The sequence below is a fragment of the Ideonella livida genome (assembly GCF_010499455.1).
GTDB lineage: Bacteria > Pseudomonadota > Gammaproteobacteria > Burkholderiales > Burkholderiaceae_C > Ideonella > Ideonella livida.
This window is the reverse complement of the sequence record NZ_JAAGOH010000001.1, coordinates 284,186-303,571: the sequence shown is the minus strand read 5'-3', so window position 1 is coordinate 303,571 and position 19,386 is coordinate 284,186. Positions and strand designations below refer to the sequence as shown.

The window sequence follows — 19,386 nt, the reverse complement described above, 5'->3', positions numbered from 1 at the left end:
AAAACAAACATGTTCAAGAAGATCCTGATTGCCAACCGCGGCGAGATCGCCTGCCGCGTCATCGCCACGGCCAAGAAGATGGGCATCGCCACCGTGGCGGTGTATTCCGAGGCCGACAAGGAGGCCCGCCACGTGGCCCTGGCCGACGAGTCCGTGCTGCTGGGTCCGGCGCCCAGCCGCGAGAGCTACCTGGTGGCCGACAAGATCATCGCCGCGGCCAAGTCCACCGGCGCCGAAGCCATCCACCCCGGCTACGGCTTCCTGTCGGAGAACGAGGCTTTTGCCAAGCGTTGTGAGGACGAAGGCATCGCCTTCATCGGCCCGCGTCACTTCAGCATCGCGGCCATGGGCGACAAGATCGCCTCGAAGAAGCTGGCCAACGAGGCCAAGGTCAACACCATCCCGGGCTACAACGACGCCATCGACACGCCCGAGCAGGCCGTCGAGATCGCCAAAGGCATCGGCTACCCGGTGATGATCAAGGCCTCGGCGGGCGGCGGCGGCAAGGGCCTGCGCGTGGCCTTCAACGACAAGGAGGCCTTCGAGGGCTTCTCGTCCTGCCGCAACGAGGCCCGCAACAGCTTCGGCGACGACCGCGTCTTCATCGAGAAGTACGTGCTCGAGCCGCGCCACATCGAGATCCAGATCCTGGGCGACAGCCACGGCAACGTGGTTTACCTCAACGAGCGCGAGTGCTCGATCCAGCGTCGCCACCAGAAGGTGATCGAAGAGGCGCCGAGCCCCTTCATCTCCGACGCCACCCGCAAGGCCATGGGCGAGCAGGCCGTGGCGCTGGCCAAGGCGGTGAAGTACCAGTCGGCCGGCACGGTGGAGTTCGTGGTCGGCAAGGACCAGGACTTCTACTTCCTGGAGATGAACACCCGCCTGCAGGTGGAGCACCCGGTGACCGAGTGCATCACGGGCCTGGACCTGGTCGAGCAGATGATCCGCGTGGCGGCCGGCGAGAAGCTGGCCTTCGGCCAGGCCGACGTGAAGAAGGAAGGCTGGGCCATCGAGTGCCGCATCAACGCCGAAGACCCGTTCCGCAACTTCCTGCCCTCCACCGGCCGGCTGGTGAAGTACGCGCCGCCGGCGGCCAACCTGGCGCAAGGCACCGAAACCCTGCAAGGCCCGGCGTACGCTGACGGCCGCTTTGGTGGCGTGCGCGTGGACACCGGCGTGTACGAAGGCGGCGAGATCCCGATGTTCTACGACTCGATGATCGCCAAGCTCATCGTGCACGGGAAAGACCGAAACGACGCCATCGCCAAGATGCGCGAGGCCCTCAACGGCTTTGTCATCCGAGGCATCAGCAGCAACATCCCCTTCCAGGCCGCGCTGCTGGCCCACCCGAAGTTCGTCACCGGCGCCTTCAACACCGGCTTCATTGCCGAGCACTACAGCAAAGGCTTCAAGGCCGAGGACGTGCCCCACGACGACCCGATGTTCCTGGTCGCCCTGGCCGCCTTTGTGCGCCGCAAGGCCCGCGAGCGCGCGGCCGGCATCAGCGGCCAGCTGCCGGGCCATGAGGTGGCGCACAACGATGAGCTGGTGGTGGTGCAACTGGGCGCCGAAGGCCAGCATGTCTACCACCCCGTGACCCTGGGTGACTTCAACCCCGCTGCTGGCACCGCCCCGGTGAGCGTGGCGGGCAAGACCTACCTCATCCAGAGCCACACCAAGCTGGGTGAGGTGCGCATGACCGGCACGGTCAACGGCGTGCCCTTCAGCGCCCAGGTGGAGCGCGTGGCCGGCAAGAACCCGCTGGCCATCCGCGTCATCCACAACGGCACCCAGCTCGATGCCCTGGTGCTGCTGCCGCGCGCGGCCGAGCTGCACAAGCTCATGCCCTACAAGGCACCGCCGGACCTCTCCAAGTTCCTGCTCTCGCCCATGCCCGGCCTGCTGGTGCAAGTGGCCGTGCAGCCGGGTCAGAAGGTGCTGGCCGGCGAGAAGCTGGCCGTCATCGAGGCCATGAAGATGGAGAACATCCTCGTGGCCACCCAGGACTGCGTGGTCAAGGACGTGCAGGCCAAGGTGGGCGAGAGCCTGTCGGTGGACCAGTCGATCATCTCGTTTGAGTGAGGCCCGCCATGAGTGCCACCCCCAAACCCTTCAAAATCCTCGGCATCCAGCAGATCGCCATCGGCGGCACCGACAAGCAGCGCCTTAAAAGCCTGTGGGTCGATGTCTTCGGCCTGTCGGTCAAGAGCACCTTTGTCTCCGAGCGTGAGAACGTGGACGAAGACATCTGCGCGCTGGGCACCGGTCCCACCGCCGTGGAGGTGGACCTGATGCAGCCGCTGGACATCGACAAGAAGCCCGCCGTGCACGCCACCCCGCTCAACCATGTGGGCCTGTGGGTGGACGATCTGCCCAAGGCCGTGGAATGGATGACGGCCCAAGGTGTGCGCTTCGCCCCGGGCGGCATCCGCAAGGGGGCCGCGGGCTTTGACATCTGCTTCATCCACCCCAAGGGCAATGACGAATTCCCAGTGGGCGGTGAAGGCGTGCTGATCGAGCTGGTGCAGGCCCCGCCCGAGGTGGTGGCGGCCCTGGGCTGAGCAGACCCCACGCAGGCCCCGGTCGGGCCTCGGCAGAGGTCACGGGCCGCGGGGCCTACGGCGCCGCGGCGTTCTCAGCGTCGCCCGGGGCCGACGCAACGCACCACGCGCCCCTTGGGCGGTGCCGCGGGGCCTGCGGCCGCCGCGGCTGGCGCCGGCAACGGACCCACATAACGCGCACGGGGGCGGATGAAGCCGCCGCTGTGCCGCTGCTCGCGGGCATGGGCGATCCAGCCGACGGTGCGACCCAGTGCGAAGAGCTGGAAAGCCGCGCCGCGCGGCAGCCCCAGGGCGCGGCGCAGGGCGACCAGGGCGAAGTCCAGCGACGGTGCCAGCCCGGATTGGCGCACCACCTCCGCCAGCAGACGGTCTAGCGCCGGGTCGGCCGGCAGCGCAGCCAGCAGCGCGGCGGCGCGCGGGTCTCCCTGCGGGTAGAGCACATGGCCAAAGGCCACGCAGCCGGCCGCCAGTGGGCCCCGGTCGGCCAGGAGCTGGCGCACCACGGCGGCCAGCGCCCGGGCGGTGCCCTGGGCCGCCTGCAACCAGCGGTCCCAATCGGCTTCGATCAACGCCGTGGCGCCGCCATGGCGTGGGCCGGTCAGCGTGGCCAGCGCGGCGGCCACGCAGGCCGCTTCGGGGGCGCCGGTGGCGGCGGCGCAGCGGGCCACGAAGGTGGAGGCGTTGAGTTCATGGTCGGCACACAGCACCAGGGCCTGGCGCAGGTGCCCGGCCCAGCCGGGTTGGGAGGGCACGCCCCACCGGGCTGCCAGGGCCAGGTGCAGGGGGCCATCGGGCAGGCCGGTGGGCGGAGGCGGCGCTGCCGGTGGCGCGCCGGCCGCCAGCAGGGCCTGGGCCACCTGCCGCACCAGCGGCCAGCCGGTCAGGTCGGGGGGCTGGCCGCCCAGCGCACGTTGCACGGCCTGCAGCGCCTGTGCGGGTGTGCAGGACAGCAGCGGGGCGCTGGCGGACGGCCCGTCGTCCGGGGTGGCTGAGGGGCCGGGCGATGCCACCGCCTCGCCCCACAGCAGCTGGGCCGTGTCCTCCAGGCTGGCGGTCTGCGACCAGGCCACGGCGTCCTGGTCGCGGTAGTGCAGCCGGCCCTGCCACAAATGGCTCAGGGCGGAGGACAGCACCGGCTGGCCCCAGTCCAGCGCGGCGCCGGCCACCTGCGGGCCACCCCGGGCCTGGCGGCGTTGCGCGGCCAGGCGGCGCACATCGTCGGCCCGGTAGCGCTTGCCCCGGCCGCCGGGAAGGGGATGGGCTGGCAAGAGGCCGCGGCTGACATAGCTGTAGAGGCTGGTGCGGCGTACGCCCAGGTGGGCGGCGGCCTGATCGGCCGTCCACCAAAGCGGGGCGTCGGCGGTGGGGAGGTCCTGGGTCATGGGGCAGGGCAGGGGGGGCGGCGTGCCCGCCCAGCCTAGCGCGTGGCACCGCCCCTGCCCAGGTGGATCGATTGCGTCCATCTGGACGGGCGTTGGCCGCCGGCCTGAAATGCGGCCGGTCACTTCCTTACCCGCCACACCGCCATGCTCGACGTCCTTGGCCATCCTCCTGCGCCACCGGCCCCTCAAGGGGCCCCGCACCTCCTGGCCTCACTCTGGACCGGCTTGGGCCTGCCCCCAGCGGCACTGGACCAGGTGACGCTGACCGGGCCGGCAGCCGTGCTGCCGTCCTCCTTTGCGGTCACGGTGGCGGCGCAGGCCAGTGTGGCGGCGGCGGGCCTGGCAGCTTGGCTGGCCCTGGACTGGCGGGCCGGAGCCGCCGTGGCGCAGCGCAGCCGCCTGCGGGTGGACAGCTGGGCAGCAGCCCGGCTGTTCGGCAGCCATCTGCAGGTGGACGGCCAGACGCCCCCGGTGTGGGACCCCGTGAGCGGGCTCTACCCCTGCGGGCAGGCCCGCGGCGCCCCGGGCTGGGTGCGGGTGCATGCCAACTTTGCCCATCACCGGGACCGGTTGCTGGCGCTGTTGGGCTTGCCCACCGGCGCGCTCACACCGCGTGAGGCGGTGGCGGCGGCCCTGGCCGGCTGGTCCGCACCGGCGCTGGAGGCCGCGCTGATGGCCGCTGGCGGCGTGGGCGTGGCCCTGCGGACCCCGGCGCAGTGGGCGGTCCATCCGCAGGCCGTGGCGCTGGCCGCCCGCCAGGACTTCACCCTGCCGGTCCAGGTCCGCCGCCTTCCCACCCCCCCCGGCCAGCCCGAGGCGCCGCCCCGCCGCTGGCCCGCCCTGCAGGGACCGCACGCGCCGCCCTGGCAGGGGCTGCGCGTGCTGGACTTCAGCCGCATCCTGGCTGGCCCGGTGGCCGGCCGGGCCCTGGCCTGGCTGGGGGCCGAGGTGTTGCTGGTCAACGGGCCGCACCTGCCCAACATCGCCGTGCTGCCGGAGACCAGCCGGGGCAAGCGATCGGCCGTGCTGGACCTGCGCGCGCCGGGCGACGCCCAGCGCCTGCGCACCCTGGTGGCCGGCGCCCACGTCTGGCTGCAGGCCTACCGCCCGGGCGCCCTGGAAGCCCGCGGTTGGACGGCCGAGGCGCTGACCCGCCTGCGGCCCGGCTTGGTGGTGGCCCGGCTTAGCGCCTGGGGCCAGGTGGGCCCCTGGGCGCAGCAGCGTGGCTTTGACTCCCTGGTGCAGAGCGCCCTGGGCCTGAACCACGAGGAGGCCGAGGCCGCCGGGCAGTCCACGCCCCGCGCCCTGCCGGTGCAGGTGCTGGACCATGCGGCCGGCCACCTGCTGGCCCTGGGCACCCAAGTGGCGCTGTGGCGCCAGCAGCAGGAAGGCGGCAGCTGGACGGTGGACGTGAGCCTGGCCGGCGTGGGCCAGTGGCTGCGCCAGCTGGGCCGCACGCCGCGGGACCTGGCGCTGCCGCCCCTCTCGCCCGAAGGCCACTGGCAGGACGAGGCCAGCGGCTTTGGCCCGCTGCGGGTGATGCCCAGCGCCTGGGACTGGTCAGCGCCCTGGGCCACACCGTGGCGGCCGGCCGTGCCGCCGGGGACCGATGCGCCGGTGTGGGCGAGCGCGCCCTGAGGCGACGGCGCGCCCCGTCTCAGGCGTCCATCCAGCCGTTTTGCCACGCCAGGCGCGCCAGCTCGAAGTCGCTGCGCGTGCCCAGCTTGGCCTTGATCTGGTAGTGCAGGTTGTGCACGGTCTTGGGGCTGAGGTGCAGGGCCTCGGCGATGTCGGCCACCTCGCGGCCCGCCACCAGAGCGCGCAGCACCTCAAACTCCCGGGGGCTCAGGCCGGCCGGGGCGCCGGTTTCGGCGCCTTGGGCGTCCAGCAGGGCGGTGGCCACCTCGGTGGCGATGTCGGGGCTGATCACGCGGCGGCCGTCGTGCACCGTGCGCACGGCCTGCACCAGGGTTTCGGGTGGGCTGCTCTTGGTCACATAGCCCAGCGCGCCGGCACGCAGGGCCTGTGTGGCCCAGACGGGGTCGCGGTGCATGCTGAAGGCCAGCAGGCGGCAGCGGGGCTCACGCTGGCGCAGCCGGGTGATCAGCTCCAGCCCGCCCAGGCCGGGCAGGGCCAGGTCCACCACGGTCACATCGGGTTGGGTGTGGCGCCAATCCTGCAGGGCCTGCTGGCCGTCCCCGGCTTCAGCCACCACCTGCAGGTCGCCCTGGCATTCCAGCAGGCGGCGGTAGCCCTCGCGCACCACGGCGTGGTCGTCCACGAGCATCACTCGGATCATGCGGGGCTTTCAGGTGGGGGCGTGGCGGCGGTGGGGGCGCTGGCCGGTGTGGGGCGGGGGCAGGGCAGGCGCACGCTCAGGCACAGGCCCCCGCCCTCGGGGTGGGTGCAGCGCAGCGTGCCGCCCAGGGCGGCCACCCGTTCATGCAGGCCCAGCAGGCCGTGGCCGGGCTGCACCGGTTGCAGCGGGCTGGCCTGGCCATCGTCTTGCACGCTGAGGTGCAGCAGGTCGCCGTCCGGGCGCAGGCTTACCGTGGCGTGGCGGGCAGCGCTGTGCCGCCAGGCGTTGGTGAGCGCTTCCTGCACGATGCGGTAGACGTGGATGTCGTGGTCGGCCGGCAGCGGGCGCCAGGGCTCCGGCAGCTGCAGGGTGACGGTGAGGGGGGTGCCATCGGCATGCAGGCGGGTTTGCCGGGCCAGGGCCTGCAGGGCGCTGGGCAGGCCAAAGCGGTCCAGGGCCTGCGGGCGCAGATCGGCCAGCACGCGCTGCAGGCCTTCTTGCATCTGGGCCAGCAGGCGGCGCATGGCCTGGGCGCTTTGGGTCAGGGCGGGGGCTGTGCCGGCGGCGCCGGCGCTGACCAGTGCCACCACGGCGGCTTCGGCATGCAGGGCGGTGAGGCTTTGGCCCAGCTCGTCATGCAGCTCGCGGGCCAGGCGGCGGCGCTCTTGCTCCCGTGCGTTCAGCAGGTGGCTGGCCAGTTGCTGCTGCTGCCGGTGGTCTTGCGCCCATTGGCGGGTGGCGGTGCGGGCGATGTGCAGCAGGCCGGCCAGCAGGGCCAGGCCGCCCAGGGCGATCAGGCCCAGGTGGCGGCCGAGTTGGCCGGCCTCGTGGGTCCAGTCGGGCTCCAGCTCCAGCGTGCCCAGCTTCAGGCCTTCGGGCAGCACCAGGGTGTGGGTCTGGCTGGCGGGTGCACCGCCTGCCGTGGCCAACCAGCGGGCGGCCCGCGCCGGCCAGGGCCAGTCGGCTGGCGACGGCTCAGCGCCGACCAGCAAGAGGCCGAAGTCCGCTGGCGGACCCGCCGCCCCGGTGAGCGAAGCGGGCGGCAGCCGGGGCAGGCAGCCCTGGTCCATCAGCCGGCCCTGCAGGTTGCGCAGTTCGGCGCAGAAGGCGGCGCGGCGCGCCAGCGGGGCCAGGGGCGCCAGCGTGGCGGTGAGCTGGGGGCGGTTGAAGGCGCCCGCCCGGCCCGCCAGGTCGTCATGCAGCAGTTGGCTGGCCAGCTCAGCGGTGGCGGGCAGGTCGGTGGCGAGTTGCTCGCGCCAGTCGTGCCAGGCCATCCAGAGCAGGGCCAGCAGCAGCAGCGTGGTGGCGCCGACCAGCCGCCACAGCAGGCGGCTGCCCAGCCGCAAGGCGGGGCCAGTGGCGGGCGGTGGCAAGGCAGGCAGGGTCATTCAGGCACAAACATCATGCTGCCGTCGGGCAGGCGGTAGGCCACGCCGGCACGCACGCCCTGGCCACCGCCGCTGTCCGTGGGCGGGGCGGATTCGGCCCGGTAGTGTTCCAGCTTCTGGCCTTTGCGCGTGATGATTTCCATGTCCGCCTGGCCCGGGCGGCGGATCAGGGTGTAGTCCTCCTCCTGGGCAAAGGGCCGCAAGGGGTGCTGGCCCACCGCCAGCAGCAGGGCGGCGATGATGACCAGAAAGACGTCGATGAGGTTGACCAGCGAGAGCACCGGGTCCTCGTCCTCGTCGTGCAGCAGGCGTTCGGTGATCATGCGCTGGCCTCCTTCACCGGGGTGCCGGCGGGCTCCGCCTGTGGCTCACCCGACTGCAGCCACAGCAGATCGCTGGCGTACCAGCGGCGCCGCACCTGGGCCACGCTGTAGGTGATGGCCGCCGCGATCAGCGCCAGGATCACGGCGGAGAAGGCCACGGTCAACCCCTGTGCCACTTCGGCCATCTGGCCGCCGGCCATGGCTTGGAGTGCGGGCCCCATCGGGATCATGGTGGCCACCAGGCCCAGCATGGGCGCCACCCGGGTGGCAATGCGCACGGGTTCCAGGCGCTTGAGGGCCAGGAGCTCCAACGCCGCCGGGCTGGGGGGAGGTGGCTGGCGGCCGGCGTGGCGCAGCTCAAAGCCGGCGGCCTGCCCGCGATGGCGTTGCCAGGCCTGCACGGCACAGGCGCCCAGGGCGACGAAGGCGTAGGCAAACAGCAGGCCGATGGCCAGCAGCACCGGCAGCAAGAACAGTTGGCTGATCCCGTGGAGGGCGTGTTCCAGAGAGGTGGTCATGGGTGGGTCTCGGGGGTCAGGTCTTGGCGGTGGCGGGGCGGCGTGGGGGGGCGGCCGTGGTGGTGGCCGTGGTGGTGGCCGTGGTGGTGGCCTGCCACTGCCGCCAGCCGCCCAGGCCCAGCAGGGCGCACAGGCCGGCCAGCAGTGCCCAGGTGGCCGACAGGTCGGGCAGGGCAGGCAGCGCGGTCTGCACCTTGCGCAGCAGGCGCTGTGCCGTGCTGTCTGCACCGGGCGCCTGGCCCACGCCGCGGCCGAAGGCATCGCGGGAGGCGGTGTGGTGGCCTGTGCGCAGGAATTCCTTGGCGTCGTCACTGCCTTGGGCGGCGGCGGCCTCAAACCACTGGCGCGCGGCGGCTTCGTCGCGGGCGACGCCCCGGCCCTCCAACAGGGCGCTGGCGTAGTGCAGCTTGCCCAGGGCGGCGTATTGCTCGTCCTCGCTTTGTGAGGCCTGGCGGAACAGCGCGGCCGCCTGGCCCAGGTCGCGCTCCACGCCGTGGCCGTTCTCCAGCATGTGCGCCTTCCAGATCATGGCGCCGGCATAGCCCTTGGCCATGCACTTGTCGAAGATGACGTTGGCGGTGGCGTAGTCCCCGCACTTGGCCGCCAGGTAGCCGGCGCTGCAGGTGATGAGGCTGGCGGGCTGCTGGGCGGCATGGGCGACGGAGAGGTCGTTGGCCGGGTCGCTCAGCGCCTGGCCGCAGCTGCCGCTGCCGGCTTGCATGTCGGCCCAGGCCGCTGGCAGGGTGAGCGTGGTGGCGAGCAGGGTGACCCCCGCCAGGGCCAGCGTCCGCGCCGGGCGGGGCATGCCGGGGCCCGGCGTGCGGTGGAGGGAGGGTGGGGGAGGGGGGCGCATCGTCGGGTGCGGCGGCAGGCCGGGTGGTGGGTGGGAATGACCCAGACGATAGGCAGGCGAGCGGTGGGCGCCCAGGGTGGCTCGCCCGCCGAGGACCGGGCAATTTGCCCGCCGTGATTCGCCCCATGATCTGCTGGTGGGGTGACTGGCGTTCCTGCCGGGCAGGGGTCCCGGGGGCCGTTTCCCTTGCGTCAGGTCAAGCCCGCCCGGTGGGTGACAGGCGCCTGTCAGGAGCATCATTTTGAATTATGAATTCACGCTGGTGCGCCCCAGACCCCGCGGTCTGCGCCCGTCCCCAATTCTTGAGAGTCCCTTGAGAGCCATCCGCCAGGAGACAAGACCCATGACGAGCTATGCCGACTTCCACCGCCGCTCCATCCAGGACCGTGACGGCTTCTGGGCCGAGCAAGCCCAGCTGATCGATTGGCACCAGCCCTATGCGCAGGTGTGCGACTACCGCAACCCGCCGTTTGCCAAGTGGTTCGCGGGTGGGCAGACCAACCTGTGCCACAACGCGGTGGACCGCCATCTGGCCACCCGGCCGGACCAGAACGCGCTGATCTTCGTCTCCACCGAGACCGGCACCGAGAAGGCCTACAGCTTCCGCGAGCTGCATGCCGAGGTGAACCGCATGGCGGCGATTTATCAGCAACTGGGCGTGAAGAAGGGCGACCGGGTGCTGATTTACATGCCGATGATTGCCGAGGCCTGCTTTGCCATGCTGGCTTGCGTGCGCATCGGCGCCATCCACTCGGTGGTGTTCGGCGGCTTTGCCAGCCACTCACTGGCCAGCCGCATTGACGACGCCCAGCCCACGGTCATCGTGAGCGCGGATGCCGGCATGCGCGGCGGCAAGAGCGTGCCCTACAAGCACCTGCTGGATGAGGCCATCAGCCTGGCCGGCCACAAGCCCGCCAAGGTGCTGATGGTGGACCGGGGCCTGGCCGAGTTCGCCAAGGTGGCGGGCCGTGATGAGGACTACGCCAGCCTGCGCGCTGGCGTGATGGATGCCCAGGTGCCCTGCGAGTGGGTGGACAGCACCCACCCCAGCTACATCCTCTACACCAGCGGCACCACCGGCAAGCCCAAAGGCGTGCAGCGGGACACCGGCGGCTACGCCGTGGCCCTGGCCGCGTCCATGAAGCACATCTACATGGGCAACCCCGGCGAGACCTACTTCTCCACCAGCGACATCGGCTGGGTGGTGGGCCACAGCTACATCATCTATGGCCCGCTGATCAACGGCATGGCCACCATCATGTACGAGGGCCTGCCCATCCGCCCGGATGCCGGCATCTGGTGGAGCCTGGTGGAAAAGTACAAGGTCAGCGTGATGTTCAGCGCGCCCACCGCCGCGCGCGTGCTCAAGAAGCAGGACCCGGCCTTCCTGACCCAGTACGACCTGTCCAGCCTGAAGGCGCTGTTCCTGGCCGGGGAGCCGCTGGACGAGCCCACCGCCACCTGGATCGCGGGCGCCATCCACAAGCCCATCATCGACAACTACTGGCAGACCGAGACCGGCTGGCCCATCATGGCCATTTGCAACGGCGTGGAGACCGCGCCCACCAAGTTCGGCTCGCCGGGCAAGGCGGTGTACGGCTACGACGTCAAGCTGATCGACGAGACCACCGCCGAGGAGATCACCGAACCCGGCAAGAAGGGCGTGATCGCGGTGGAAGGCCCGCTGCCCCCGGGCTGCCTGCAAACCGTGTGGGGCGACGACGCCCGCTATGTGAAGACCTACTGGTCCAGCATCCACAACAAGGTGATGTACAGCACCTTTGACTGGGGCATCAAGGACGCCGACGGCTACTTCTTCATCCTGGGCCGCACCGACGACGTGATCAACGTGGCCGGCCACCGCCTGGGCACCCGGGAGATCGAGGAAAGCATCTCCAGCCACCCCAACGTGGCCGAGGTGGCGGTGGTGGGCGTGGCCGATCCGCTCAAGGGCCAGGTGGCCGTGGCCTTTGCGGTGCTGAAGGATCCGTCCAAGGCGGCCGACGTGGCCAGCGCCAAGGCGCATGAGGCTGAGATCATGAAGGTGGTGGACGGCCAGCTCGGTGCCGTGGCCCGCCCGGCCATGGTCAAGTTCGTCTCGGTGCTGCCCAAGACCCGCTCGGGCAAGCTGCTGCGCCGTGCCATCCAAGCCGTGTGCGAAGGCCGCGACCCCGGCGACCTGACCACCATGGAAGACCCGGCGGCGCTGCAGCAGGTCAAGGACCAGGTCAAGCCGGCTTGAGGCCCGTCGGGCCTGCATGTCCCGCCTGGCCGGACTCGCCCGGGCGCGGCGCCGGCTGCAGGCCAGCCGCCCCGGCTTTCTCTCCGTCACCGCCGTGGCGGCGGGGCTGCGGATCCGCCATGCGCGCCAGGTGGCCCGGTTGCGGCCGGCCATCGCCCGGCTGCGCTGACCCGCCTGCGCATGGGGTCGGGGCGGGCTCCTATCATCGTGGCATGAGCATGCCGTCCGACGCCGCGCCCGAAACTTCGGCCGCCGATTCGCCCCCCATGTCGCCCACCCCGGCCCCGGTGGCCAAGCCGCCAAAGATCCCCCAGTCGGTGCTGGTGGTCATCCACGACCCGGACGGCCGCGTGCTGCTGCTGGAGCGGGCCGATGTGCCGGGGTTCTGGCAAAGCGTGACCGGCTCCAAGGACCGGCTGGACGAACCCTGGGCCGAGACCTGCACCCGAGAAGTGGCCGAGGAAACCGGCATCGTCGTCGGCACTGCCGCCGTGCCCCCCTCGGCGCTGGTGGACTGGCAGCTGGCCAACGTCTACGAGATCTACCCACGCTGGCGCCACCGCTACGCTCCGGGCGTGACCCACAACACCGAGCAGGTCTTCGGCCTGTGCGTGCCGGCGGGCACCACGCCGGTGCTGGCCCCGCGCGAGCACACCGCCTGGGCCTGGCTGCCCTGGCCCGAGGCGGCCGACCGCTGCTTCTCACCCTCCAACGCCGAGGCCATCCTGCAACTGCCGCGGCGTCTGGCGCTGCCGCCCTGCGCACCATGAGATACGAGGCGTCAGGCGGGTCGGCGACCACGCTCTCGCGCCTGCGGGTGGTCAGCTACAACATCCACAAGGGCGTGCGCGGGGTGGGGCCGCGCAAGCGGCTGGAGATCCACAACCTGGGCCGCGCCATCCACGGCCTGCAGGCCGATCTGGTCTGCCTGCAGGAGGTGCGGCTGTTCCATGCCGGCGATGCCCGCCGCTTTGATCACACCCACCTGGGCTGGCCTGACCAGGGGCAGGCGGACTTTCTTGCGCCCGAGGGTTTTGAGTCGGTCTACCGCACCAACGCCGTCACCCGGCAGGGGGAGCATGGCAATGCGCTGCTCTCCCGTCTGCCGGTGGGCCAGGTGCGCCACCATGACGTGTCCGACCACCGACTGGAGCAGCGTGGCCTGCTGCATGTGCAACTGCAGTGGGATGGGCGGCCACTGCATGTGGTGGTGGCCCACTTTGGCCTGATCCACGGCAGCCGTGTGCGCCAGGCCCGGCGGCTGGGCGACTACCTGCGGCGTGAGGTGCCGGCCGATGAGGCGGTGCTGGTGGCTGGCGACTTCAACGACTGGTCCGAACGGCTGGACCAGCACCTGGCCGCCGCGGGCCTGCTACGGGCCCAAGCCAGCGCCGGGGCGGCGCGGGTGCTGACCTTCCCCTCCCGGCTGCCCTTGTTTGGACTGGACCGGATGTACCTGCGCGGCCTGCGCTGCGTGGCCCTGCAGTCTCCCCGCGGGCCGGCCTGGGCCCGGCTGTCGGACCATCTGCCCTTGGTGGCGGAGCTGGCGCGGGCCTGAGGGCTGCCGCGTGTGGCCGTCACCTCCACCGCTGGACCATGTCCACGACGCCACCTCCCACCGCCGAGACGGGTGCCCCCCCTCAGGCCTGGACCGCCTCCCTGGGCTGGTACGCCGCCGCCCGCGCGGTGTACCAGGACGGGCACGAGGTGACCTTGCTGGAAGGCGGGCAATCGCTGTTTCCCGCCATGGCCCGCGCCTTGGCAGGCGCCCATCATGAAGTGTGGGTGGCCACTTACATTTTGGCCGAAGATTCTGCGGCTGCTCAAGTGCTGGCGGCCCTGCGGCGTGCCGCCGTGCGCGGCGTGCGGGTGCGCCTGGTGGTCGACGGCTTTGGCAGCCTGGCGGCGCTGGACTGGCTGGCCGCCCAGCTGCACGGCAGTGGCGTGGATTGGGTGGTCTTTCGGCCCTTGCGCCGCTGGTGGCACTGGTTGCAGCCCAGCCAGCTGCGCCGGCTGCACCAGAAGCTGTGCGTGGTCGACGGCCAGGTGGCCTTCGTCGGCGGCATCAACCTGATCGACGACTGCCACGACCTGACCCATGGTTGGAGCGAGGCGCCTCGTCTGGACCTGGCCGTGCGGCTGGAGGGGCCGGTGGCCCTGGCGGTGGAGCAGACGGTGCGGGCCGTGTGGACCCGCGCCATGTTTGGCCACGACTGGCGCCAGGAGGTGGTGCAGCTTTGGCGCGCCGCCGAACCCCTGCACCAGGCCCGCGCCCTGTGGCGGCAGGTCCGCATGGTGCTGCCCCGGCCCGAAGCCGCCGCAGGGCCGGCGGTGGAGGCCACCCCCGGGTCGGCGCCGAGCCTCGGCGTGTCGGCCGCCTTCGTGGTGCGCGACAACCTGCGCCAGCGCCGCACCATCGAGCGGACCATGATCGAGGCGATTCACCAGTCGCAGGCCAGCATCGACCTGGTGACGCCTTATTTCTACCCCGGGCGGGTGTTTCGCCGGGTGCTGCTGCGCGCCGCGCGCCGTGGCGTGCGGGTGCGGCTGCTGCTGCAGGGCAAGCTGGACTACCAGCTGGCCGGCTGGGCCGCCCGGGCGCTCTACGCCGAGCTGCTGGCCGAAGGCGTGGAGATCCACGAGTACACCGCCGCCCACCTGCATGCCAAGGCGGTGGGCGTGGACGGCCGGTGGGCCACGGTGGGCTCGTCCAATGTCGATCCCCTGTCGCTGCTGCTGAATCTGGAGGCCAATTCCGTGGTGCGCGATGCCGCCTTCGCCGCCGGCCTGCGGGCCTGGTTCGACCGCGCGCTGCAGGGCGCCCGCCAGGTGGCGCCGGCGGCGCGGCCACGGGGTTGGCGCGCCTGGCTGGGCCGTGTGGTCGTGGCCTGGGTGGCGCGGATCTACCTGCGCACGGCCGGCCTGACCGGACGCTACTGATCCTCCGCGGCCGGCGGTGACACTGCGCTGTCACCCGCGCTGCCTACATTGCGGCTGCGTCGCCCTCTGGGCTGCCGGGAGCTGTCATGCGGGCTGCGCGTTTGCGCCATCTGGGAAGGGTTGGGGGACTGGTGCTGGTCCTGCTGTTGGGCGGTTGTGCCGGGTGGGTGCAACGGCCCCTGGCCGATGCGCTCGCGTCCCAGGGCGCCAGCCCGGAGGATGACCCCCAGCTGGCCCGCGAGGCGGCAGCCTTCTACCTGAAGCTGTCGGAGTCGGTGTTGCGCGCGCAGCCTGACCACCTGCCGCTGGCCACCGCGGTGGCCTCAGGCCTGACCCAGTACACCTACGCCTTCGTGGCGCTGGAGGCCGAGCAACTCGAGCAGCAGCAGCCGCGGCGGGCCTTGGCCCTGCGCGAGCGCGCCGCCCGACTCTACGACCGCGCGGCCGGGCAGGCCCTGCGCACGCTGGAGGTCGGGACCCCCGGGCTGCAGGCGGCGCTGCGCGAAGGTCGGCCGGTGCCGTTGCGTGCCGAGCAGGCCGAGCTGGCCTATTGGGCGGCGGCCGCCTGGGCCGGTGCCATCTCCTTGCGCAAGGGCGAGCCCGAGCGCGTGGCCGAGCTGCCGGCCGTGGTGCAGCTGGCCCGGCAGGCCGACGCCCTGGCGCCCACCCTGGCTGAAGGGGCCCTGGCCAGTCTGCTGGGCACGCTGGAGGCCGCCCTGCCCAACGGCAACCGGGCACGGGCTGACGCCTATTTCAGCCGGGCCCGGGCGCTGGCCCAGGGCCGCCAAGCCGGCGTGCCCCTGGCCGAGGCCGAGGCCCTGGCCTCCCAGGACCGCGACCGCTTTGAACGCCTGCTGCGCGAGGCCCTGGCCATTGCCGCGCAACATCCCTCCCTGACCCATGCCGTGATGCGCGACCGGGCGCAGTGGCTACTGGATACCCTCGATGACCGCTTCTAGACGACAGCTGCTGGGCGCCGGCCTGGCCACTTTGCCCTGGGCTGCGCCCTTGCGCGCCCAGACGCCCGCCGTGCAGCTGCGCATCGCCAGCGTGGTGCCCAAGCACTCGCTCTACCACCAGGAACTGCTGGAGTTGGGTGAGGCCTGGCGCGCCGCCCAGGGCCCCGGCGCGCGCTTTGTCGTGTTCACCGACGGCAGCCAGGGGGGCGAGGCCGAAATGGTCCGGCGCATGCGCATCGGCCAGCTCCAGGGCGGGCTGATGTCGGTCGTGGGTCTGCGCGACATCGAACCTGGCATTGCGGCGCTGCAGAACCTGCCCTTGCTATTTCGCAGCTGGGAGGAGCTGGACTATGTGCGCAACCGGATGCGCGCAGGCATGGAGAAGCGCTTCCTGGACAAGGGCTTTGTGGTCCTGGGTTGGGGAGACGCGGGCTGGGTGCGTTTCTTTAGCACGCAGCCGGCCGTGCTGCCCGGCGACTACAAGGGCCGGCGCTTCTTCGCTTGGGGCTCCGAGCCCGAACAGCAGGCCATCATGAAAGGTCTGGGCTACACGCCCGTGCCCCTGGAGACAGGTGACGCTCTGGCCGCCATCCAGACCGGCATGATCGACGTGCTGCCCAGCACCCCGTACTTTGCCCTGGCCAGCCAGGTGCATGGCACCGCCCGGCACATGCTGGAAATCAACTGGGCGCCCATCGTCGGGGCCCTGGTGCTCACGCAAAGAGCCTGGGCTGCGCTCAGCCCGGCGGGCCAGCAGGCCCTGCTCCAGGCCGGTGAGAAGGCCGGTTTGGCCATGCGGACCCAGGCGCGCAAGGAGGTGGACGAGGCCACCGCCGCCATGGTTCGACGCGGCCTGACCGTGAGCCGTCCCAACGAGGCGCAGCTGCGCGAGTGGCACCAGCTCGCCGAACAGCTCTACCCCCGCATCCGCGGCACCATGGTGCCGGCCGAGACCTTTGACGAGGTCTTCACCCATGTCCGCGCCTACCGCGCGGGTCAGCGATGAGTCCGGTCGCGCCCGCTCAGCCCACGGCCCGCCCGCCATGGCCTGACGAGGTGCTGGCTGGGTTGGCCCTGGCGCTGATGGTGGGCATACCGCTGGCTGAGATGCTGGCGCGACCGCTGCTGGGCGCCGGTGTGCAGAACGCCTCGGTGCTGGTGCAGCACCTGGGCCTGCTGATGACCATGGCCGGCGCCCTGGCCGCCGAGCGCCACGGCCACCTCAGCGCCCTGGGCAGCAGCCTGGCCCGGTGGGGTACAGCCCGCGTGCAGGCCGGGGTACGGGCGCTGGTGCTGGCCGGCACAGGCACCTTGTGCGGCCTGCTGGCCGGCGCCAGCGCCCGCCTGGTGCAGTCCGAAATGCAGGCGCCTCAACCGTTGGCCTACGGCATGGCCGTGTGGTGGGTCCAGGCGGCGATGCCCCTGGGCTTTGCCTGGCTGGGTCTGCAGTTCACCCGCCGCGTCGAGGTCCGGCCCACGGGGTGGGCGCTGCCCTTGCGGGTTCTGCCGGCGCTGGGCGCCTGGGCCGCGTGGTCGGTGGGGGGAATGGACGGGGCTGGCCCGGCCGCGCCGCCGCTGCTGCCGGGCGCGCTGTGCCTGCTGGTGCTGCTGCTGGCCGGGGCGCCGGTGTTCGCCATCCTGGGCGGCCTGGCGCTGCTGCTGTTCTGGCATGAAGGTCTGCCTTTGGCCTCCGTGGCGCTGTCGCACTACCAGATCACCGTCAACGCCTCCCTGCCCGCGCTGCCGCTCTACACCCTGGCGGGCTTGGTGCTGGCCCGCACTCAGGCGGCCCAGCGCCTGTCGGCCCTGTTCGTGGCCCTGTTTGGGGGGGGCGCACGTGGCACCGTGGTGGCCGCGGCCCTCCTGTGCTCGGCCTTCACCGCTTTCACCGGCGGCAGTGGCGTGACCATCCTGGCGCTGGGCGGCCTGCTGCTGCCGCTGCTGCGTCAGGCGGGCTATCCGGAGCAGCGGGGCATTGGCCTGGTGACCAGCGCCAGCGCGCTGGGGGTGCTGCTGGCGCCTTCGGTGCCGCTCATCCTGTACGCGGTGATCGCCCGGGTGCCCATCGCCGAGATGTTCTTGGCCGGTGTGGTGCCCGCGTTGCTCATGGTGGTGGTGCTGCTGGTGCTGGGCGGGTTCCTGCGCCGCGATGCTGGTACGGCCCCAGCCCCGGCTTCGGCCCCGGATGCTCGCGCCGCGCTGCGTGCGGCTTGGATCGCCCGCTGGGAGCTGGCCGCACCGGCGGTGGCCCTGGGGTCGCTGCTGGGGGGCTGGGCCACGCCGGTGGAGAGCGCGGCGCTGACCGCCGCCTATGCGCTGTTCACTCAGGCCGTGCTGCGCCGGGAGCTGGGCGCGGCCGCGGTGGGCCGTGTGCTGGCCGAGTCGGCACAGATCATCGGCGGGGTGATGCTGATCCTGGGCATGGCCCTGGCGCTGACCAACTTCCTGGTCGATGCCGGGATTCCCGACCTGGCGGTGGACTGGGTGCAGTCGGCCATCCCGGACCGTACCCTGTTCCTGGTGGCGTTGTGCGCCTTCCTCTTCGTGGCGGCCGCGCTCATGGAGATCTACGCCGCCATCGTGGTGCTGGTGCCGCTGCTGCTGCCCCTGGCCCGGGCCTATGGGCTGGACCCGCTGCACTTCGGCATCATCTTCCTGGCGGCGATGGAGGCGGGGTTCCTGTGCCCACCCGCGGGCATGAACCTCTACTTTGCCTCGGCCATGTTCCGGCAGCCGCTGCGCACGGTGGCGGTGTCGGTGCTGCCGGCCATGGGCGCGATCTTTGTGGGCACGGTGCTCATCGCCCTGGTGCCGCCCCTGGCCACGGGCCTGCCCGCCTTGCTGCGGCCCTGAGGCGGCCTCGGGGTGTCCGGGCTCAGGCCGGCGGGGGGCCGTAGTCGTTGGGGCCGGCGTCGCCGCGCAGGCAACCGTTGTCGATGAGCAGCCACAGCCAGCCCACCACCGGCACCAGCAGCACGGCCATCCACCAGCCGGAGCGGTTGCGGTCGTGCCAGCGCTTGACCGAGACGGCCAGCATGGGCCAGGCCAGCACCAGGTTCATCAGGCCCTCGGCACGCTCCAACGGCAGGCCGGCAATGTTGAGCAGGGCGGTGCCCACCACCAGCACCAGCAGCAGCGGCAGCACGCCGCGCTGCCAGTAGTCGCGCCGGCGCAGCCGCCCCTCCAAGCTCAGGAACAGGCGGGACGGTGGCATGGGCTCGATGGGCAGCCCGGCGGTGGAGGCGTTCAACAGGTCGTTCATGGCGGCGGCGCGGGCAGGCGGCGGCCTGATGGGGGTCAGCGCAGGGCGTTGGCGGCCCGGGACTGGGCTTGACGGGGCCGGGCGGCGCCGGCTTGCTTGCGGGCCTTGGCCGCCTTGGCCGCCTTGGCCGCCTTGTCGGCCTTGGCAAGCTTGGCCGCCTTGGTGGCCTTGCCTGGCTTGTCCGCCTTGGGCGATTTGCCGGCCTTGCCCGCCTTGGCGGCCTTGCCGTGCTTGGCCTTGGCGCCGGCCTTGGCCCCGGCGGCCTTGCCCACCTTTTTGGCCCCGGCCTGGCCGGTGGCCTTGGCGGCGGATTTGCCGGTCGCCTTGCCGGCCTGGGCACCGGCGCCGGCTGCCGGGGCGACTGCCTTGCCGGGCGTGGCCGGCGGGGTTGCCGCCGTGGCCTGCTGGCCCGCCGTCGGGTTGGCGGCCGGGGTCGACATCCCGGTGGCCGGGCGGCCGCCGGATTCCTGGCTGCGCACCTGCTCCGGCGTGGGTGGCAGGATGGGGGCGCGCGCAGGCGCGGTGGGTGCTACCGGGGCGGCCGGGGCTTGGGCCTGCGAGGCGACCGGGATCAGGGCCCAGGCAGCCAGGGTGAGCAGGCCGGCGCGGGTCAGGCCGCGCCAGCTGGGGATCTGAAAGGGGTTCATGAGGGGCTC

Annotated in this window: 19 protein-coding genes; 11 read left to right on the top strand and 8 right to left on the bottom strand. The window is 72.0% G+C overall.

Annotated elements, in window-relative coordinates; genetic code table 11:
• Positions 1-9 precede the first annotated feature (9 nt).
• Both G3A44_RS01460 and G3A44_RS01455 read left to right on the top strand, forming a co-directional pair.
• On the top strand, positions 10-2,085 hold the full coding sequence (locus tag G3A44_RS01460; protein WP_163455702.1) for an acetyl-CoA carboxylase biotin carboxylase subunit: 2,076 nt from the start codon (positions 10-12) through the stop codon (positions 2,083-2,085).
• 8 nt (positions 2,086-2,093) lie between these two features.
• Positions 2,094-2,564, top strand: a complete 471-nt coding sequence (locus G3A44_RS01455) for a VOC family protein (protein ID WP_163455701.1) — start codon at positions 2,094-2,096, stop codon at positions 2,562-2,564.
• A 74-nt stretch (positions 2,565-2,638) separates the two neighbouring features.
• Here G3A44_RS01455 and G3A44_RS01450 read toward each other — a convergent pair whose 3' ends face one another.
• The gene (locus tag G3A44_RS01450; protein WP_163455700.1) at positions 2,639-3,946 is read right to left on the bottom strand and encodes a citrate synthase family protein; all 1,308 of its coding nucleotides are present in this window, start codon (positions 3,944-3,946) and stop codon (positions 2,639-2,641) included.
• 144 nt (positions 3,947-4,090) lie between these two features.
• On the opposite strand from G3A44_RS01450, the gene G3A44_RS01445 reads away from it, so the two are divergent.
• Complete coding sequence (locus G3A44_RS01445) at positions 4,091-5,584, top strand: CoA transferase (RefSeq protein WP_163455699.1); 1,494 nt, start codon at positions 4,091-4,093, stop codon at positions 5,582-5,584.
• Positions 5,585-5,603: 19 nt separating this feature from the next.
• Here G3A44_RS01445 and G3A44_RS01440 read toward each other — a convergent pair whose 3' ends face one another.
• Genes G3A44_RS01440 through G3A44_RS24020 form a run of 5 tightly spaced genes read right to left on the bottom strand, consistent with a single transcriptional unit; the run spans position 5,604 to position 9,279 of the window.
• Positions 5,604-6,245 (bottom strand): response regulator, encoded by a 642-nt coding sequence (locus tag G3A44_RS01440; RefSeq protein ID WP_163455698.1) that lies wholly within the window; start codon positions 6,243-6,245, stop codon positions 5,604-5,606.
• Positions 6,242-7,633: a sensor histidine kinase gene (locus G3A44_RS01435; RefSeq protein WP_163455697.1), complete on the bottom strand. Its 1,392-nt coding sequence runs from the start codon at positions 7,631-7,633 to the stop codon at positions 6,242-6,244. The genes G3A44_RS01440 and G3A44_RS01435 overlap by 4 nt, the downstream gene beginning before the upstream one ends.
• The gene (locus tag G3A44_RS01430) at positions 7,630-7,956 is read right to left on the bottom strand and encodes a DUF2149 domain-containing protein (RefSeq protein ID WP_203561248.1); all 327 of its coding nucleotides are present in this window, start codon (positions 7,954-7,956) and stop codon (positions 7,630-7,632) included. Before G3A44_RS01430 ends, G3A44_RS01435 begins: the two co-directional genes overlap by 4 nt.
• Complete coding sequence (locus G3A44_RS01425) at positions 7,953-8,474, bottom strand: MotA/TolQ/ExbB proton channel family protein (protein ID WP_163455696.1); 522 nt, start codon at positions 8,472-8,474, stop codon at positions 7,953-7,955. The genes G3A44_RS01430 and G3A44_RS01425 overlap by 4 nt, the downstream gene beginning before the upstream one ends.
• 16 nt (positions 8,475-8,490) lie before the next feature.
• Positions 8,491-9,279, bottom strand: a complete 789-nt coding sequence (locus G3A44_RS24020) for a tetratricopeptide repeat protein (RefSeq protein ID WP_163455695.1) — start codon at positions 9,277-9,279, stop codon at positions 8,491-8,493.
• A 391-nt stretch (positions 9,280-9,670) separates the two neighbouring features.
• Here G3A44_RS24020 and G3A44_RS01415 point away from each other — a divergent pair, with 391 nt between their 5' ends.
• The 8 genes from G3A44_RS01415 (at position 9,671) to G3A44_RS01380 (ending at position 18,321) form a co-directional block, all read left to right on the top strand.
• The gene (locus G3A44_RS01415; protein WP_163455694.1) at positions 9,671-11,569 is read left to right on the top strand and encodes a propionate--CoA ligase; all 1,899 of its coding nucleotides are present in this window, start codon (positions 9,671-9,673) and stop codon (positions 11,567-11,569) included.
• 16 nt (positions 11,570-11,585) lie between these two features.
• Positions 11,586-11,738 carry a hypothetical protein gene (locus tag G3A44_RS01410; protein WP_163455693.1) on the top strand — a complete coding sequence of 51 codons (153 nt, stop codon included), beginning with the start codon at positions 11,586-11,588 and terminating at the stop codon, positions 11,736-11,738.
• 97 nt (positions 11,739-11,835) lie between these two features.
• Complete coding sequence (gene nudB / locus G3A44_RS01405; RefSeq protein WP_163455817.1) at positions 11,836-12,339, top strand: dihydroneopterin triphosphate diphosphatase; 504 nt, start codon at positions 11,836-11,838, stop codon at positions 12,337-12,339.
• Positions 12,336-13,127, top strand: a complete 792-nt coding sequence (locus tag G3A44_RS01400) for an endonuclease/exonuclease/phosphatase family protein (RefSeq protein ID WP_163455692.1) — start codon at positions 12,336-12,338, stop codon at positions 13,125-13,127. Before nudB ends, G3A44_RS01400 begins: the two co-directional genes overlap by 4 nt.
• Before the next feature lie 38 nt (positions 13,128-13,165).
• Entirely contained in the window at positions 13,166-14,509 is a 1,344-nt protein-coding gene (clsB, locus tag G3A44_RS01395) for a cardiolipin synthase ClsB (protein WP_163455691.1), read from the top strand.
• A gap of 167 nt (positions 14,510-14,676) precedes the next feature.
• A complete protein-coding gene (locus G3A44_RS01390) occupies positions 14,677-15,468 on the top strand; it encodes a TRAP transporter TatT component family protein (RefSeq protein WP_163455690.1) in 792 nt (263 codons plus the stop codon).
• Positions 15,455-16,474, top strand: a complete 1,020-nt coding sequence (locus G3A44_RS01385; RefSeq protein WP_163455689.1) for a TRAP transporter substrate-binding protein — start codon at positions 15,455-15,457, stop codon at positions 16,472-16,474. Before G3A44_RS01390 ends, G3A44_RS01385 begins: the two co-directional genes overlap by 14 nt.
• The gene (locus G3A44_RS01380) at positions 16,471-18,321 is read left to right on the top strand and encodes a TRAP transporter large permease subunit (protein WP_163455688.1); all 1,851 of its coding nucleotides are present in this window, start codon (positions 16,471-16,473) and stop codon (positions 18,319-18,321) included. The genes G3A44_RS01385 and G3A44_RS01380 overlap by 4 nt, the downstream gene beginning before the upstream one ends.
• Before the next feature lie 22 nt (positions 18,322-18,343).
• Here G3A44_RS01380 and G3A44_RS01375 read toward each other — a convergent pair whose 3' ends face one another.
• Together G3A44_RS01375 and G3A44_RS01370 are read right to left on the bottom strand one after the other, a co-directional pair.
• Positions 18,344-18,730: a DUF805 domain-containing protein gene (locus G3A44_RS01375; protein WP_163455687.1), complete on the bottom strand. Its 387-nt coding sequence runs from the start codon at positions 18,728-18,730 to the stop codon at positions 18,344-18,346.
• Between the two features lie 35 nt (positions 18,731-18,765).
• Entirely contained in the window at positions 18,766-19,377 is a 612-nt protein-coding gene (locus G3A44_RS01370; RefSeq protein ID WP_163455686.1) for a hypothetical protein, read from the bottom strand.
• Positions 19,378-19,386: the final 9 nt, after the last annotated feature.

Coding starts and splice junctions, on each gene's coding strand:
- G3A44_RS01460 (WP_163455702.1), top strand. CDS start 10: ATGTTCAAGAAGATCCTGATTGCCAACCGCGGCGAGATCGCCTGCCGC.
- G3A44_RS01455 (WP_163455701.1), top strand. CDS start 2,094: ATGAGTGCCACCCCCAAACCCTTCAAAATCCTCGGCATCCAGCAGATC.
- G3A44_RS01450 (WP_163455700.1), bottom strand. CDS start 3,946: ATGACCCAGGACCTCCCCACCGCCGACGCCCCGCTTTGGTGGACGGCC.
- G3A44_RS01445 (WP_163455699.1), top strand. CDS start 4,091: ATGCTCGACGTCCTTGGCCATCCTCCTGCGCCACCGGCCCCTCAAGGG.
- G3A44_RS01440 (WP_163455698.1), bottom strand. CDS start 6,245: ATGATCCGAGTGATGCTCGTGGACGACCACGCCGTGGTGCGCGAGGGC.
- G3A44_RS01435 (WP_163455697.1), bottom strand. CDS start 7,633: ATGACCCTGCCTGCCTTGCCACCGCCCGCCACTGGCCCCGCCTTGCGG.
- G3A44_RS01430 (WP_203561248.1), bottom strand. CDS start 7,956: ATGATCACCGAACGCCTGCTGCACGACGAGGACGAGGACCCGGTGCTC.
- G3A44_RS01425 (WP_163455696.1), bottom strand. CDS start 8,474: ATGACCACCTCTCTGGAACACGCCCTCCACGGGATCAGCCAACTGTTC.
- G3A44_RS24020 (WP_163455695.1), bottom strand. CDS start 9,279: ATGCCCCGCCCGGCGCGGACGCTGGCCCTGGCGGGGGTCACCCTGCTC.
- G3A44_RS01415 (WP_163455694.1), top strand. CDS start 9,671: ATGACGAGCTATGCCGACTTCCACCGCCGCTCCATCCAGGACCGTGAC.
- G3A44_RS01410 (WP_163455693.1), top strand. CDS start 11,586: ATGTCCCGCCTGGCCGGACTCGCCCGGGCGCGGCGCCGGCTGCAGGCC.
- nudB (WP_163455817.1), top strand. CDS start 11,836: ATGTCGCCCACCCCGGCCCCGGTGGCCAAGCCGCCAAAGATCCCCCAG.
- G3A44_RS01400 (WP_163455692.1), top strand. CDS start 12,336: ATGAGATACGAGGCGTCAGGCGGGTCGGCGACCACGCTCTCGCGCCTG.
- clsB (WP_163455691.1), top strand. CDS start 13,166: ATGTCCACGACGCCACCTCCCACCGCCGAGACGGGTGCCCCCCCTCAG.
- G3A44_RS01385 (WP_163455689.1), top strand. CDS start 15,455: ATGACCGCTTCTAGACGACAGCTGCTGGGCGCCGGCCTGGCCACTTTG.
- G3A44_RS01380 (WP_163455688.1), top strand. CDS start 16,471: ATGAGTCCGGTCGCGCCCGCTCAGCCCACGGCCCGCCCGCCATGGCCT.
- G3A44_RS01375 (WP_163455687.1), bottom strand. CDS start 18,730: ATGAACGACCTGTTGAACGCCTCCACCGCCGGGCTGCCCATCGAGCCC.
- G3A44_RS01370 (WP_163455686.1), bottom strand. CDS start 19,377: ATGAACCCCTTTCAGATCCCCAGCTGGCGCGGCCTGACCCGCGCCGGC.